Origin of the sequence: Neobacillus vireti (assembly GCF_036962345.1) — a bacterium.
GTDB classification, from domain to species: Bacteria; Bacillota; Bacilli; order Bacillales; family Cytobacillaceae; genus Neobacillus; species Neobacillus vireti_A.
Window position 1 is genome coordinate 181751 of record NZ_JBALNB010000005.1, and the last position, 15349, is coordinate 197099.

The following is a 15349-nucleotide window of genomic DNA, read 5'->3' on the forward strand; positions in this document are numbered from 1 at the left end:
CATGTATTTATCTTTTATTATGAAAAAACGATTGCAAGTCTTGCACTAGCTACTTTTTCAAAAGGAATTTCGATGACTTTTTTACGGGTTTTGATTTTCATCTCAATCTTCACGATTTCACCGTTATAATCCAGCAACGTCCCTTCAAATCCTTTTTCGCCATCAATTGGTTCATATGTTTTGATAAATACATTCTTACCAATTGCCTTTTCGAAATCTTTTGCTTTTTTAAGCGGTCGTTCAGCACCAGGAGAGGAAACCTCTAGAAAGTAATTTTGGGTTATCGGGTCAAGCTCATCGAGTTTTTCACTAAGCCGTTCACTGACAATGCCACAGTCCTCAATATCAACACCGTTTTCTTTATCAATATATACGCGCAGAAACCAGTTTTTTCCTTCTTTTACAAACTCAACTTCCACCAATTCTAACGCTAATTCTTGAATAATTGGCTGCGCTAGCTCTTCTACTACTTTCGTTACTTTACTCATTTTCAACCTCCTTTACCGACATTTTCACCCATATTATACGTATTTCACGGAAAGTTTTATAAATAACTCTGTAAAATTATCCAATACAAAAACGAAAGAGCGGGTTTCCCCACTCTTGTACACGAGAGTATTTCTTAGTATTTCCAATAAAACTATACCATAACCAAATTTTATATGCAAACAACAATAGCCGAACCACCCTTAGCGGGAAGACATGAACTTCTTTTTTCCTAGGGCGATAAGCAAGCTAGAATAGTGAAAGCTGATTTTGTTCTGGTAAGGCTCCAAGACACCCTTGCTTATCTAAATATTCTAGAATAGTTTTCGATACTTTACCACGCTGCTGTAAATCTTCTTTAGATAGAAACTCTCCATCCTGCCTTGCTTTTACAATGTTATATGCAGCATTCGTACCAAGCCCTGGTATAGAATTAAAAGGTGGAATTAATGAATTTCCTTCGATGATGAACTCTTTCGCATCTGATTTATATAAATCATAATTTTGGAAAGAAAAGCCCCTTTCCGTCATTTCTAATGCCAATTCAAGGACCGTTAGGAGGTTTTTCTCTTTGTTTGAGGCCTCCAACCCTTTTGCGTTAATTTCTTCTATTTTTGCACGAATAGATTCAGACCCTCTTGACATCGCTTCGATATCAAAATCTTCTGCACGAACAGTAAAATATGCCGCGTAGTAGAGAAGCGGAAGATGAACCTTGAAATAAGCAATTCTTACGGCCATTAATACATACGCTGCTGCGTGTGCCTTTGGAAACATGTATTTGATCTTTTTACAAGAATCAATATACCATTCAGGTACTTCATTCTTGCGCATTTCGGCTTCCATTTCTTCAGAGAGACCTTTCCCTTTACGTACAGATTCCATAATTTTAAAAGCAAAGGATGGATCTAGCCCCTGATAAATTAGGTATACCATGATATCGTCACGACAACCTATAACTTCACTTAAGGTACAGGTTTGATTATGAATTAATTCTTGTGCATTTCCGAGCCAAACGTCGGTTCCATGCGATAAACCGGAGATTTGGACCAATTCAGAGAAAGTCGTCGGTTTTGTATCTTCAAGCATTTGCCGGACAAATCGTGTACCGAATTCTGGTATCCCAAGCGTACCTGTTTTACACATGATTTGCTGTTCTGTTACACCTAGAGATTCGGTTCCACTAAATATCTTCATTACTTCAGGATCATCAGTAGGGATGGTTTTAGGATCGATACCGCTAAGGTCCTGAAGCATTCTTATTACTGTTGGATCATCATGACCAAGTATATCAAGTTTCAAGACATTATCATGAATTGAATGGAAGTCGAAATGAGTTGTCTTCCACTCCGAGTTTCGATCATCTGCAGGGAATTGAATCGGTGAAAAATCATAAACATCCATGTAATCAGGGATAACGATTATTCCACCCGGATGCTGACCCGTTGTTCTTTTTACACCCGTACAGCCAGAGGCAAGGCGTTCAATTTCCGCCCCACGTAATTGAAGGTTATTGTCCTGCTGATAGGCTTTTACATAGCCGAAAGCAGTCTTATCTGCAACGGTTCCAATAGTACCAGCTCTAAAGACATTGTCCTCACCGAAAAGAACTTTCGTGTAGTTATGAGCACGAGGTTGATACTCTCCGGAAAAGTTCAAATCTATGTCCGGAACCTTGTCACCTTTGAAGCCAAGGAATGTTTCGAACGGAATATCGTGTCCGTCTTTTTTATATTTACCGCCACATTGCGGACAATCCTTATCTTGTAAGTCAAAGCCTGAACCAACGGAACCATCATTGAAGAATTCCGAATGCTTACAGGTTGGACAAACATAATGTGGTGGCAAAGGATTTACCTCTGTAATTTCTGTCATAGTAGCTACTAAGGACGATCCGACTGAACCACGTGAACCGACAAGATAACCATCATCCAACGATTTTTTCACAAGCTTATGTGAAATCAAGTAAATAACGGCGAAACCATGTCCAATAATACTCTTTAATTCTTTTTCAAGACGTGCTTCTACAATTTCTGGAAGCGGTTCTCCGTAGATCTTCTTTGCCATTGAATAGCTCATTTCCCGCATTTCTTCATCGGCGCCTTCGATTCTAGGAGTATACAAATCGTCTTTAATAGGTTTTATGACGTCAATCATATCTGCAATTTTGTTTGTATTGGTAACGACAATTTCCTTCGCTTTTTCTTTGCCTAAGAAAGAAAAGGCATCAAGCATTTCATTCGTTGTCCTAAAATGAACATCGGGTAAATGATGTCGGTTTAGTGGATTGGCCCCGCCTTGAGAGTTCACCAATATTTTTCGATAGATTTTGTCGTTTTCATTTAAATAATGGACATTACCAGTTGCCACAACAGGAATGCCTAATTTATCGCCAAGCTTTACGATGTTCCCAATAATATCTTCTAACGCCTTTTCGTCACGAACTAATTCCATTTCTAATAATGGAGCATTTACTTCCTTAGGCATTACCTCAAGGTAATCATAGAACTGTGCAAAAGCTTCCACTTCATCAGGAGATTTTTGCATCATCCCCTCAAAAACTTCCCCTTTATTACAGCCAGATCCGACCAGAATTCCTTCTCGATATTTTTGAAGGACAGACCGGGGCAGTCTCGGAACTCGATAAAAATATTCAATATGGGAAATCGAAACAAGTTTAAATAAATTCTTTAAACCTGCTTCTGTTTGTGCAAGCAGTGTACAGTGGTAAGGACGTGCCCGCTGATAGGCATTTCCTTTCCCCATGTTATCGTTAAATTGATCATGGTATTCGATACCTTTATCAAGTGCATCTTTAAGCATTTTCAGCAACAAGTAACCTGTTGCTTCCGCATCATAAATCGCTCGGTGGTGCTGGGTTAATTCAATATCAAATTTCTTGGTTAATGTATTTAATCGATGATTTTTCATTTCTGGATATAGAAATCTACCCAGTTCGAGCGTATCAATGACTGGATTTTTTGCCTTTCCCAGCCCAATGTTTTTATATCCAACATTGAGGAATCCCATATCGAAGGAGGCATTGTGCGCAACTAGCACGTCGTCTCCTACCCAATCATGAAACCTTTGTATGACTTCTCCGACTTCAGGAGCATTTTGTACCATATCATCGGTTATTCCTGTTAAGTTAATCGTTGTAGCCGATAGTCGATGATGCGGATTAGCGAAGGACTCGAAACGGTCAACGATATCCCCATCTTTTATTTTTACAGCTGCAAGTTCAATAATCGTATCATAAACGGCAGACAGACCCGTCGTTTCAACGTCAAATACAACAAATGTATCTTCTGCAATTAAACGGTGAGCGTCATTATAGGTAATAGGAACACCATCATCAACAAGATTTACTTCAACTCCATAAAGGATTTTGATATCATTTTTCTTTCCAGCACCATACGCTTCCGGGAAGGATTGGGCAACAGCATGATCGGTTACCGCAATCGCTTTATGGCCCCACTTCTTCGCTTGAGTAATAAGCGCTCCTACTGGAGTGACAGCATCCATTGAGCTCATTGGTGTATGAAGATGAAGCTCCACACGCTTTTCATCCTCTGGAGCAGTATCCTTACGTCCCGGTGGTTTGATTTCGTTAATATCATTTCCAATCATGACTAAATCACGGACAAAGGTATCGTTTTGAATGCTTCCTCTAACTTTTACCCACATACCTTTTTTAACAAGCTGGTAAAGTGCTGCGTCTTCTTTATCCCGAGAAAACATTTTAACCATCAGTGAGCTTGTATAATCAGTAATCTTAAACGTTAACAGAGTTCGCCCACTTCTTAATTCTCTTGTCTCCGCATCAAAAATAAAACCTTCCACGGTGACTCGTCTCTCTTCGTCAACTATGTCAATCATGTTTCGAAGGTCGGAATCATCCTTAATTGTAAGCCCAATCGAAAGTGGTCCTTCTTGAATAACTCCTGAATCTTTCTCGGCCTCTTTCTTTTGCAAATCAGCCAATGCAGCGAGTCCGCGTTCCTGATCTTCCTTTTGTTTCGCGAGTAAAAATTGTTGATATTCGTCATTTTTTTCTACTGTACTTACATCCGTTTCAATGGTTAAGGTCGGAAATCCAAATGATTGATAGAGTCCTGTAATCAGGGATCCATATTTCCTTTTTAAAGCCATGCCCTCTGTTTCGTTACGGACAGAAATCGTTAGCTTATTCCCACTAATCATTGGTACCTGCTCATTTAATAGTTTTAACATCGGAGGTGAAATACCATCAATTTGCTGAATGCTATAATTCCAATAATCCAGAAGTAGTTCAGAGTTAAAGCTTGGCTCCGCTACTTGAATTTCATAGGAGATACTTGCAATATTTGAAAACTTTCTTTCTAGTTGGGTAGTGAAGCGAAGGTACAAACTAAAAGGAAGTATTTTTTCTAATAAAAATTGAAAATGCCATTTGCGTGCCTTTTTCCCGACAATAAATCTTTCAATTTGAGCATTTTGAAATTGTGCTACTACAGCGTCCTCTTTTAATTCTAGTTGCTGGAGCAAGAGTAAGAATCGCTCTTTTTTGCCTGAGGCATGTTCGCTCATCATTCCCTCTCCCATCTATATCTTTATCTATGTCAAAGAGTAATTATATCATATGATAGCTTTTCTTTCGGCTAAATTCGACAGAAAAATAAAACCAAAAAAGGGTTCCAGTGGAACCCTTAAATAATTGGATTTCTTATAGAAAAAACCTTTGGATGTCATTCCAAGTAACGACCAACATCAAAAGCATAAGCAGTGCAAATCCGATAAAGTGGACCATTCCTTCCTTATGACGATCTATTGGCTTTCCTCTAACTGCCTCTACTGCGAAGAACATTAATCTTCCACCATCAAGTGCCGGAATCGGTAAAAGGTTCATGATCCCTAAGTTAATACTTAATATCGCGGCCCATTTCATCACATAATATATTCCTGACTGTACGACTGTATCGGTGGAAGCATAAATGCCAACCGGTCCAGAAAGCATGTCTATGGAGAACTGGCCAGTGATTAGCTGCCCTAACATGACAAAAATTTGCTTTGTCCAAAAGTATGTCTCAGTAAACCCAGCAGTAATCGCTTTTAATGGTGATTTTTCAATCGGGCTATATACACCAATTAGACCTATTTTTTCACCTTCAACACTCTGCTCTTTTGGTGTTACAGAGATTTCCTGTTCTTGACCCTCACGGCTTATTGTAAAATCAAGGTTTTCATTTGGATTTTCCCTAATGATTTCTACCACATCCGACCAGCTTGAGATCTCAGCGCCATTAATACTTTGTACAATGTCACCTTCCATTAATCCAGCTGCATTTGCTGCACCATCCGGCGTGATTACACCTAATTTGGGTTCGTTCGTAGGAACTCCTTGCAAGAATGCAATGATAATGAATAAGAAGAAGGCCAAGACAAAATTCATCATCGGACCTGCAAAAATAGCCATTGTTCTTTGTGGCAGGGTTTTGGAAGCAAATTGACGATTATATGGAGCTAATTGAGTTTCAATTCCATTTTCAACTGTAACGGCTGTCGGACTAACGGAAAAAGTTTGCAAGTTCTCTTCCTCGTCCTCTGGATAACCTTTAATAAACAGCTTGTGTTCAATATCTGCATGTTCTACTTCAATAATGCGGCATTCAGGATATTTTTCTTTATTGTTTATAATGATTTTATTCACAGTATTATCTTTGTCGAATAATAAACCGATCCGATAACCTGGTTTTATTTCAACTACTTCTGGGTCCTCACCAGCCATACGCACAAACCCACCGATTGGCAATAATCTGATTGTATAGGTCGTTTCACCCTTTTTATGCGAGAAAACCTTGGGGCCAAATCCAATGGCAAATTCACGGCATAAAATACCAGCACGTTTCGCAAAAACCAAATGGCCCAATTCGTGGAAGAAGACGAGAGCACCAAAGATAACAATAAAGGCAATAACTGTACTCAAACTAAAAAACCCCTTTTTTATAGTAATGAATTAACATATTGTCTTGTTTCTTTGTCCACCTCTTGAATAGTGGATAAGTTAGGATTGTTTATCAAATCGTGCTTAGTTAATGCCTTCTCAATCAAATTCTCAATCTGTAAGAAACTAATACTTTCATTTAAAAATGCTGCTACTGCAGCTTCATTCGCTGCATTTAAAACAGTCGGCAGTGTTCCGCCTTTCTTTCCAGCCTCGTAAGCAAATTGCATACAGCGGAAACGATCGACATCCATTTCTTGAAAATGCAATTTACCAATTTGAGCCAAATTTAATCTTTGTGAAGATCGAAGCGGTAATCGGTCAGGATAGGATAGTGCGTATTGAATTGGTACCCTCATATCTGGTGTACCAAGCTGGGCTATGATACTGCTGTCATGAAATTCTACCATTGAATGAATAATACTTTCCTTATGTAGCAAAACATCAATTTTTTCATACGGCATATCGTATAACCAATGAGCCTCGATTACCTCAAGTCCTTTATTCATCATCGTGGCAGAGTCAATTGTTATTTTTGCACCCATTGACCAATTAGGGTGATTTAGTGCTTCTTTAACAGTTACGGATTCCAACTCGTTTCGTGAACGATCACGAAAACTACCGCCGGATGCCGTCAATATTAGTCTTTCAATGTTTTTTTCCTTTTCGCCCTGTAAACATTGAAAAATAGCTGAGTGTTCACTGTCTACTGGCAGTAATGACACGTTATTTCTCTTCGCGGCCTCCATTACTAGATGACCCGCAGTCACAAGTGTCTCTTTATTCGCGATTGCAATTGTTTTACCACTTTCAATCGCTTGTAAAGTAGGATGTAATCCCACACTTCCTAGGACTGCATTTACAAGAATATCAGCAGCAGGATATACAGCTACTTCAATTAGGCCCTCTTCGCCATAAGTAAACTTAGTATTGGGAAATTCCGATTTCAATGTAAGACAATCTTGATACTCTTGTACTGAAACAATCTCAGGACTAAATTCACTGATCATTTTTCTAGCTAATTCTAAGTTTTTCCCTATCGAGATGGCAACAACTTTATATTCAGATGGATGTTCTCTAACTATATCTAATGTTTGGGTGCCAATCGAACCTGTTGCTCCCAAAATACTAATCATTTTCAAAAAAATTCAACTCCGAACTTTGGTAACATCTACCATAAATGAAATAAATGCAATAATGGCAACACGAATAAGAGACTATCAAAGCGGTCAAGAATTCCACCATGACCTGGTAAAATATTTCCGGAATCCTTAACATTAAAATGGCGTTTAAAAGCTGATTGAACAAGATCACCGATTTGTCCAAAGATTGAAAGAACGATCGTAATTGCCATTAAAGAAATGATAGAGGCGTTAATTTCTGAAAAAATGGCAAATAAGACAGCAACCAGTAATGCACAAATCACTCCACCTAACGATCCTTCAACCGTCTTATTCGGACTTATTTCCGGCCAAAGTTTTGTTTTTCCTGTAGCTTTTCCAACAAAATAGGCACCTGAATCCGTCGCCCATATCATAAATAAAGAATAAAAAATATAGACAATACCCGCATCACGCGTTTCAATAAAGAAATAAAAGCCAATACCTACATAAATAGCTGATAAAATTGAGAACCCAGCATCTTCAAATGTAAATCGATTTTTAGTAATCACTGTATAGGCTAATAACAATAGGATAAGAACAATCCCAATTTCTGTTTTTGTATAATTAAAAGTATTTAATAGATCATCATACTGCTCTGGGTAAAGGATAACCCAAAGAAATAAAAGAGCCAGCAGTCCATGAACTGAAAAAATACTAAGTTTTTTCATTTTTAATAATTCAAACAAACCAACACTTGCAAGAAAGTACGTTAATAATACGAATGGCAGTCCACCATAAAAAACAATCGGTAAAAATAAAGCAGCTGCAACGACCCCTGTAATGATTCTTTGCTTCATCTAAGATTTCAACACCTTTAAAGTACTTGAGCGAAAAATTCTCCTATATACCTCCAAATCGACGTTGACGATTTTGATAGGCTTCAATGGCTTCAATTAAATGTTTTTCTCTAAAATCTGGCCATAATACATCTGTAAACCAAAACTCCGAGTATGCCAGCTGCCATAACATAAAATTGCTCAGCCGAATTTCCCCGCTAGTTCGGATTAGTAAATCGGGGTCATTTAGACTGGAAGTCATAAGATAGGAGGAAAAAACCTCTTCGTTTAGCTCGCTCTCTTTCAGTATTCCACTTTTGTAATCATTTAAGACTTTTTTAGTTGCATCAATAATCTCAGATCGACTTCCATAGTTAAGCGCAAAGTTTAAAATAAGACCATCATTATTCTTAGTCTTCTCAATAGCCTTATCAATTGCATTCAATGTATGTACCGGAAGTTGATCTTTATATCCCATCATTGTTACTTGAACATTTTCTTCTATTAATTCAGGTAAGAAGGTTCCTAGAAATTCCTCTGGAAGTTTCATTAAATAATCCACTTCATTTTTTGGGCGTTTCCAATTTTCTGTTGAAAAAGCATATAAGGTTAACGTTTTTATACCAAGGGCATTTGCCAGCTTTGTTATTTTTCGAACAACCTTCATACCTTCATGGTGTCCCGCGATCCTCGGCAAAGCTCTCTTTTTAGCCCAGCGTCCATTACCATCCATAATAATCGCAACATGTTCCGGCACCGGCAATTTTCTAACCTTTTCTATATTTTCTCGGAGAGTGGAAGAGTTATTATTTTGATTCTTCCAAAGCCTTATTTTATTAAACATGACAATGCTCCTCCAAATTAAGTTAATCATTTCCTCCGATAATAGATCATGCCCACAGAGCCTGTGTAGATATATATGAAGAATGCTGATTTTAACATGCTTTTATCATACCAAAAAAATGAAAATATATCTTCTACCAAGGTTGTTTTCATAATGTTTGATGTTAAAATCTTAAAGCCGATTTTAACGTGGAAATAGTAAGTCTCCGCTTTAGAATTAGTTTGCAGGCTCTTTTCTTATTAAATTTATCCTATTTTCTGAGGAACCTTAGCACAATCATTAAATTTTCTACCAAATAGCAACAAAGTTTAAGAAAAGCGCCTCTACTAAATAACTTATGAACTAGTACATGAAATAAGAATGATGTTTTATCTATTGATTAGATGAAATCTGAGCGTAAATAGTGAAAAAACCCCCTAAAAAGAGGGTTCTTCAAAATAATTAAACTTCCAAGATTTCTTTTTCTTTGTCTTTTGTTATTTGGTCAATCTTGCTAATATGTTCATCCGTAAGTTTCTGAATATCATCAGAATAACCACGAAGTGCATCTTCGGTAATCTCACCGTTTTTCTCTAGCTTTTTAAGATCATCGTTAGCATCACGACGAATATTACGGATGGCAATCTTCGCTTCTTCTGATTCTTTCTTCACTAATTTTACGAGGTCTTTACGACGTTCTTCTGTCAATTGTGGAATGGCAAGTCGAATAACCTGACCATCATTCGAAGGGTTTAACCCCAAATCAGATTTAAGAATGGCCTTTTCAATTTCTCCTAAAATTGATTTATCATAAGGTTGAATGACAAGAAGTCGCGCTTCAGGAGTTGAAATTCCAGCCATTTGATTTACAGGCGTAGGTGCTCCATAATAATCAATCGTAATTCTATCTAATAAAGAAGCACTAGCTCTCCCTGCTCGAATACTCGCTAACTCACGTGAATAAGCTTGAATAGCTTTTAGCATTCGTTCCTTCGTTGCGGAAATCACTTGTTTTGGCATTTAATTTTTCCCCCTAACAATCGTTCCTATTTTTTCGCCCATAACAGCACGTTTTATATTTCCTTGTTCCATGATAGAGAATACAATTAGTGGAATATCGTTATCCATACATAATGAGGATGCTGTTGAATCCATTACTGCTAATCCTTCTTTAATAACATCAAGGAAAGTGAGGTCTTCATATTTTGTTGCATTAGGATCTAGACGTGGATCCGCCGAATAAACACCATCAACATTATTTTTTGCCATTAAGATCACTTCAGCGTCGATTTCAGCTGCACGTAATGCAGCAGTTGTGTCAGTTGAAAAATATGGATTTCCAGTTCCCGCAGCAAAAATAACGACTCTCTTTTTTTCTAAATGTCTCATTGCACGACGTCTAATATATGGTTCTGCAACCTGACGCATTTCAATTGATGTTTGAACTCGAGATTCAATACCTAAGTGTTCTAAACTATCCTGCAGTGCTAAAGAATTCATGACAGTCGCCAACATTCCCATATAATCCGCTGTAGCTCTATCCATTCCCATCTCACTGCCTATTTTACCACGCCAAATATTCCCGCCGCCAACTACAACAGCTACCTCGACACCCAGTTCTGCAATTTCCTTTACTTGTCCAGCAATTGATTTAATAACGGATGGTTTAATTCCAAAGCTGGACTCGCCTGCGAGTGCTTCCCCGCTTAATTTCAGTACTACGCGTTTGTATTTAGGACCGCTCATATGAACCTCCTTGATATGTAATTAGTATAATAAAATTCTTTAAAAATAGGGAACACATCGTGTTCCCTATTCAAAACATATTTCTATCCACGTGCCTTACGTCTAATTACTTCTTATTAACTTGGCTCATAACTTCTTCTGCGAAATTGTCTTCACGCTTTTCGATACCTTCGCCTACTTCGTAGCGTACGAATTCGCGAACGGAAGCACCTTTTGATTCCACAAATTGACGTACTTTTTGATCAGGGTTTTTAACGAAAGTTTGGTCAAGAAGACATACATCTTCGAAATACTTACCAAGACGGCCTTCAACCATTTTTGCCACAATATTTTCAGGCTTTCCTTCGTTAAGGGCTTGTGTAGTTAGAACTTGACGTTCACGCTCAACTTCTTCTTGAGATACTTGGTCACGAGAAACATATAAAGGTCTCAAAGCAGCAATGTGCATAGAAACATCTTTGGCAGAATCCGAATCAGTAGTTCCTTCAAGAACAGTTAGAACTGAAATACGGCCTCCCATGTGAAGGTACGCACCAAAAGCATCATTATCAGTTTTTGCTAAAACTGCAAAACGACGAAGGGTAATTTTCTCACCAATTTTAGCAATTGCTGCATTGATATAGTCTGCAACTGTCACTCCATTGATTGTTTGTGCAGTAGCTTCTTCTACTGTAGCGGGCTTGTTAGCAAGCAAGTGTGCAGCTAATTCTTTAACAAGGTTTTGGAATGCTTCGTTTTTAGCAACGAAATCAGTTTCAGAGTTTACTTCTAAAATAACAGCATTGTTACCTTCAGCAACAACATATGTTAAACCTTCTGCAGCTATACGATCGCCTTTTTTCGCAGCTGAAGCAATCCCTTTTTCGCGTAAGAAGTCAATTGCTTTTTCCATATCTCCATTTGTTTCAGTTAGCGCCTTTTTACAATCCATCATTCCAGCGCCAGTTTTTTCACGTAATTCCTTAACCATTTGAGCAGTAACTGCCATTATAAATTCCTCCCTTAATCTATGTACTATACTATATCTTAGCCATTCCAACTTAAGATAAACATTTCTTAAAAAAAGGTGATAAAGGGTCTCCCTCTTATCACCTTTAAAAAAGTTACGATCTTATGCTTCTTGTGCTACTTCTTCACCTTGTTTAGCTTCTAGGATAGCGTCAGCCATTTTACCAGTTAAAAGCTTAACCGCACGGATTGCATCGTCATTCGCAGGAATAACAACATCGATTTCGTCTGGATCACAGTTTGTATCAACAATTCCAACGATAGGAATGTTCAATTTCTTAGCTTCAGCAACAGCAATGCGCTCTTTACGAGGATCGATAATGAAAAGTGCATCAGGAAGCTTCTTCATATCTTTAATTCCGCCTAAGAATTTCTCAAGACGTTCTTGTTCTTTCTTTAATTGAACAACTTCTTTTTTAGGTAATACTTCGAAAGTTCCGTCTTCAGACATTCTTTCAATATCTTTTAAGCGGCCAATACGCTTTTGGATTGTTTCAAAGTTTGTTAAAGTACCACCCAACCAACGTTGGTTAACAAAGTACATACCTGAACGAGCTGCTTCTTCTTTAACAGAATCTTGCGCTTGTTTCTTCGTACCAACAAAAAGGATTGTTCCGCCATTAGCAGCAAGATCTTTCACCCAGTTATAAGCTTCTTCAACTTTCTTAACTGTTTTTTGTAGGTCGATGATGTAGATACCGTTACGCTCCGTGAAGATATATTTCTTCATTTTTGGGTTCCAACGGCGAGTTTGGTGTCCAAAGTGTACACCAGCTTCAAGCAATTGCTTCATTGAAATTACTGACATGTTTTTTTCCTCCTATGGTTTCGTTTTCCTCCGCTTGTCTCGTTTTTAAACAGCAACTGTTTTCACAGCACCGGCTGCCTAAATCAACAAACGTGTGTATTAACACCGTTAAATAATATAGCACATGTGCTGATAACAATCAAGTTATACTTCAAAAAAAATCCCCAGTTTAACTGGGGACTACATTTTATTGTCTAGCTCCAGCGCCTAGCCCCTCGAGGTCAGAAGCCAATCGCTTCGGAAGGCAAAAAGCGCCTTCTGTCAGCGCTCGACTTCTGCTTGTCGGGGCTGACCAAGGCGCTTCCGCTTTTCGTATTAGTTAGATCTTAATTTATCAAGCTCAACTAGGAATTTATCATTTAGAACTTTGATATATGTTCCTTTCATACCGAGCGAACGTGATTCAATTACCCCAGCACTTTCAAGCTTTCTTAATGCATTAACAATTACCGAACGCGTGATACCAACGCGATCAGCAATTTTCGAAGCAACTAACAAGCCTTCATGGCCATTTAACTCTTCAAAAATATGTTCAATTGCTTCAAGCTCACTGTAAGATAATGAACTGATTGCCATTTGAACAACTGCCTTGCTTCGTGCTTCTTCTTCAATTTCTTCTGACTTTTCACGTAAGATTTCCATACCAACAACCGTTGCACCATATTCAGCAAGAATAAGGTCATCATCGTGGAACTTTTCTTGCAGCCTTGCAAGAATTAATGTTCCAAGACGTTCCCCGCCGCCAATAATAGGAACAATTGTGGTTAACCCTTCACGGAAAAGATCTTTGTTTTCAACTGGGAAGGCAGTGTATTGGCTATCCACATCTAAATTTGATGAAGTTTCTTGAATATTAAATAGCCCATTTGTGTATTCTTCAGGAAATTGACGGTCCTCTAACATTTTTTTCATCCGGTCATTTTCGATTTGCTGGTTAATCGCAAATCCTAAAAGCTTACCACGACGACTGAGAATGAAAATATTTGATTCAATAACTTCGCTAAGTGTTTCAGACATCTCTTTAAAGTTTACTGGTTTTCCTGCTGCTTTTTGTAATAACACATTAATCTTTCTAGTTTTTGATAGTAAATCCATTCTGTTTTTTCCTCCTAATTACTGCAACCATTATTAAGTTTTATTGTTTAATTATTACAAGATAAATTGACTTAAATCTTTATTTTTGGATATTGCTCCAAGCTTATCATCGACATATTGCGGAGTTATTGTAATCTTCTCCATAGAAATATCAGGTGCTTCAAATGACAAGTCCTCTAAAAGTTTTTCTAAAATGGTGTGAAGTCTTCTTGCCCCAATATTATCTGTATTCTGATTCACATCAAAAGCAATCTCAGCTAGCCTACGAATAGCATCGTCAGAAAATTCAATTTGTATACCTTCTGTTTCCAATAATGCTTGATATTGTTTGATTAAAGCATTATCAGGTTCGATTAATATTCTAAAGAAATCATCAACGGTTAATTTTGTTAACTCCACTCGAATCGGTAAACGCCCTTGTAGCTCTGGTATCAAATCTGATGGTTTTGACATATGAAAGGCACCAGCAGCAATAAATAAAATATAATCTGTCTTAATCGAACCATATTTGGTAACAACTGTTGATCCTTCAACAATTGGTAGAATATCTCGCTGCACTCCTTCACGAGAAACGTCTGCTGAAGAACCTCCGGAATTTTTACTAGCAATTTTATCAATTTCATCGATAAAGATGATACCTGTTTGTTCGGCACGGTACACCGCTTCCGTTGTCACTTCATCCATATCAATTAATTTTGCAGCTTCTTCATTGGTTAATACTTTTCTTGCTTCGCTGACCGTTAATTTTCTCTTCTTCCGTTTCTTCGGCATAAAACTGCTGAGCGCATCCTGCATGTTCATTCCCATTTGTTCCATCCCAGAACCCTGGAGCATATCAAACATGGAAGGTGTTTGCTCTTCCACTTCTACCGTTACGATTTCTTCCTCAAGTTGACCAAGAGCAAGCTTTTCTTTTACAATTTTTCTTTTTTCCGTAATGGAGTAATCTTCCTGATTGTTTTCTTGTTCTTGTGGTGCATTTCCACCGCCAAATAACATTTCAAGTGGATTTTTGTAATTTTGTTGTTTTTTTGCAGAAGGGACCAGTAAATCTACCAGCCTCGCGTTTGCATTTTGCTCGGCACGTTCTTTTACAGATAACATTCGATCTTCTTTAACTAACCGGACAGATGTTTCCACTAGGTCTCGAACCATCGATTCGACATCACGGCCAACATAACCGACTTCCGTAAATTTAGTAGCTTCCACTTTAACGAAAGGTGCACCTACCAACTTCGCAATTCTCCGGGCTATTTCTGTTTTACCTACACCGGTAGGACCGATCATTAAAATATTTTTAGGAATAATTTCTTCACGTAGTTTTTCGTTTAACAGCCCTCGTCTAAAACGATTTCTAAGTGCAACCGCAACTGCTTTTTTTGCGTCCTTCTGACCGATAATATATTGATCTAGTCTCTCAACTATCTGGCGCGGTGTTAAGTTGTCTTTATTAGCCATTGT

The 15349-nt window shown here is 38.0% G+C and carries 12 protein-coding genes; all 12 read right to left on the bottom strand.

All coding sequences use genetic code 11. The annotated features are described in order from the left end of the window. Nucleotides 1–17 precede the first annotated feature (17 nt). The 12 genes from rimP to hslU all read right to left on the bottom strand — a co-directional run bounded on the left by rimP (nucleotide 18) and on the right by hslU (nucleotide 15346). The gene (gene rimP, locus V7108_RS04735; RefSeq protein WP_335567457.1) at nucleotides 18–488 is read right to left on the bottom strand and encodes a ribosome maturation factor RimP; all 471 of its coding nucleotides are present in this window, start codon (nucleotides 486–488) and stop codon (nucleotides 18–20) included. A 247-nt stretch (nucleotides 489–735) separates the two neighbouring features. After that, entirely contained in the window at nucleotides 736–5055 is a 4320-nt protein-coding gene (locus V7108_RS04740) for a PolC-type DNA polymerase III (protein WP_335567458.1), read from the bottom strand. 136 nt (nucleotides 5056–5191) lie between these two features. Next, nucleotides 5192–6451, bottom strand: a complete 1260-nt coding sequence (gene rseP, locus V7108_RS04745; protein WP_335567459.1) for an RIP metalloprotease RseP — start codon at nucleotides 6449–6451, stop codon at nucleotides 5192–5194. A 17-nt stretch (nucleotides 6452–6468) separates the two neighbouring features. Beyond that, nucleotides 6469–7611: a 1-deoxy-D-xylulose-5-phosphate reductoisomerase gene (gene dxr / locus V7108_RS04750; protein ID WP_335567460.1), complete on the bottom strand. Its 1143-nt coding sequence runs from the start codon at nucleotides 7609–7611 to the stop codon at nucleotides 6469–6471. A 29-nt stretch (nucleotides 7612–7640) separates the two neighbouring features. Next, nucleotides 7641–8429: a phosphatidate cytidylyltransferase gene (locus V7108_RS04755; protein ID WP_335567461.1), complete on the bottom strand. Its 789-nt coding sequence runs from the start codon at nucleotides 8427–8429 to the stop codon at nucleotides 7641–7643. Nucleotides 8430–8472: 43 nt separating this feature from the next. Further along, nucleotides 8473–9252 (bottom strand): isoprenyl transferase, encoded by a 780-nt coding sequence (locus tag V7108_RS04760; RefSeq protein ID WP_335518162.1) that lies wholly within the window; start codon nucleotides 9250–9252, stop codon nucleotides 8473–8475. A 441-nt stretch (nucleotides 9253–9693) separates the two neighbouring features. Then, nucleotides 9694–10251, bottom strand: coding sequence for a ribosome recycling factor (gene frr, locus V7108_RS04765; protein ID WP_335518165.1), 558 nt, complete (start codon nucleotides 10249–10251; stop codon nucleotides 9694–9696). Next, the gene (gene pyrH, locus V7108_RS04770) at nucleotides 10252–10977 is read right to left on the bottom strand and encodes a UMP kinase (RefSeq protein WP_335518170.1); all 726 of its coding nucleotides are present in this window, start codon (nucleotides 10975–10977) and stop codon (nucleotides 10252–10254) included. A gap of 106 nt (nucleotides 10978–11083) precedes the next feature. After that, nucleotides 11084–11965: a translation elongation factor Ts gene (gene tsf, locus V7108_RS04775; protein WP_335518173.1), complete on the bottom strand. Its 882-nt coding sequence runs from the start codon at nucleotides 11963–11965 to the stop codon at nucleotides 11084–11086. A 123-nt stretch (nucleotides 11966–12088) separates the two neighbouring features. Further along, nucleotides 12089–12793: a 30S ribosomal protein S2 gene (rpsB, locus tag V7108_RS04780; protein ID WP_335518176.1), complete on the bottom strand. Its 705-nt coding sequence runs from the start codon at nucleotides 12791–12793 to the stop codon at nucleotides 12089–12091. Nucleotides 12794–13108: 315 nt separating this feature from the next. Continuing rightward, entirely contained in the window at nucleotides 13109–13888 is a 780-nt protein-coding gene (gene codY / locus V7108_RS04785; RefSeq protein WP_335567462.1) for a GTP-sensing pleiotropic transcriptional regulator CodY, read from the bottom strand. A 54-nt stretch (nucleotides 13889–13942) separates the two neighbouring features. Beyond that, nucleotides 13943–15346 (bottom strand): HslU--HslV peptidase ATPase subunit, encoded by a 1404-nt coding sequence (gene hslU / locus V7108_RS04790; protein ID WP_335518181.1) that lies wholly within the window; start codon nucleotides 15344–15346, stop codon nucleotides 13943–13945. Nucleotides 15347–15349 lie beyond the last annotated feature (3 nt).

What these genes read in the sequence shown, in the direction of transcription:
- hslU (WP_335518181.1), bottom strand. Translation starts at nt 15,346, where the DNA reads ATGGCTAATAAAGACAACTTAACACCGCGCCAGATAGTTGAGAGACTA.
- V7108_RS04755 (WP_335567461.1), bottom strand. Translation starts at nt 8,429, where the DNA reads ATGAAGCAAAGAATCATTACAGGGGTCGTTGCAGCTGCTTTATTTTTA.
- rpsB (WP_335518176.1), bottom strand. Translation starts at nt 12,793, where the DNA reads ATGTCAGTAATTTCAATGAAGCAATTGCTTGAAGCTGGTGTACACTTT.
- frr (WP_335518165.1), bottom strand. Translation starts at nt 10,251, where the DNA reads ATGCCAAAACAAGTGATTTCCGCAACGAAGGAACGAATGCTAAAAGCT.
- tsf (WP_335518173.1), bottom strand. Translation starts at nt 11,965, where the DNA reads ATGGCAGTTACTGCTCAAATGGTTAAGGAATTACGTGAAAAAACTGGC.
- codY (WP_335567462.1), bottom strand. Translation starts at nt 13,888, where the DNA reads ATGGATTTACTATCAAAAACTAGAAAGATTAATGTGTTATTACAAAAA.
- V7108_RS04740 (WP_335567458.1), bottom strand. Translation starts at nt 5,055, where the DNA reads ATGAGCGAACATGCCTCAGGCAAAAAAGAGCGATTCTTACTCTTGCTC.
- V7108_RS04760 (WP_335518162.1), bottom strand. Translation starts at nt 9,252, where the DNA reads ATGTTTAATAAAATAAGGCTTTGGAAGAATCAAAATAATAACTCTTCC.
- rimP (WP_335567457.1), bottom strand. Translation starts at nt 488, where the DNA reads ATGAGTAAAGTAACGAAAGTAGTAGAAGAGCTAGCGCAGCCAATTATT.
- pyrH (WP_335518170.1), bottom strand. Translation starts at nt 10,977, where the DNA reads ATGAGCGGTCCTAAATACAAACGCGTAGTACTGAAATTAAGCGGGGAA.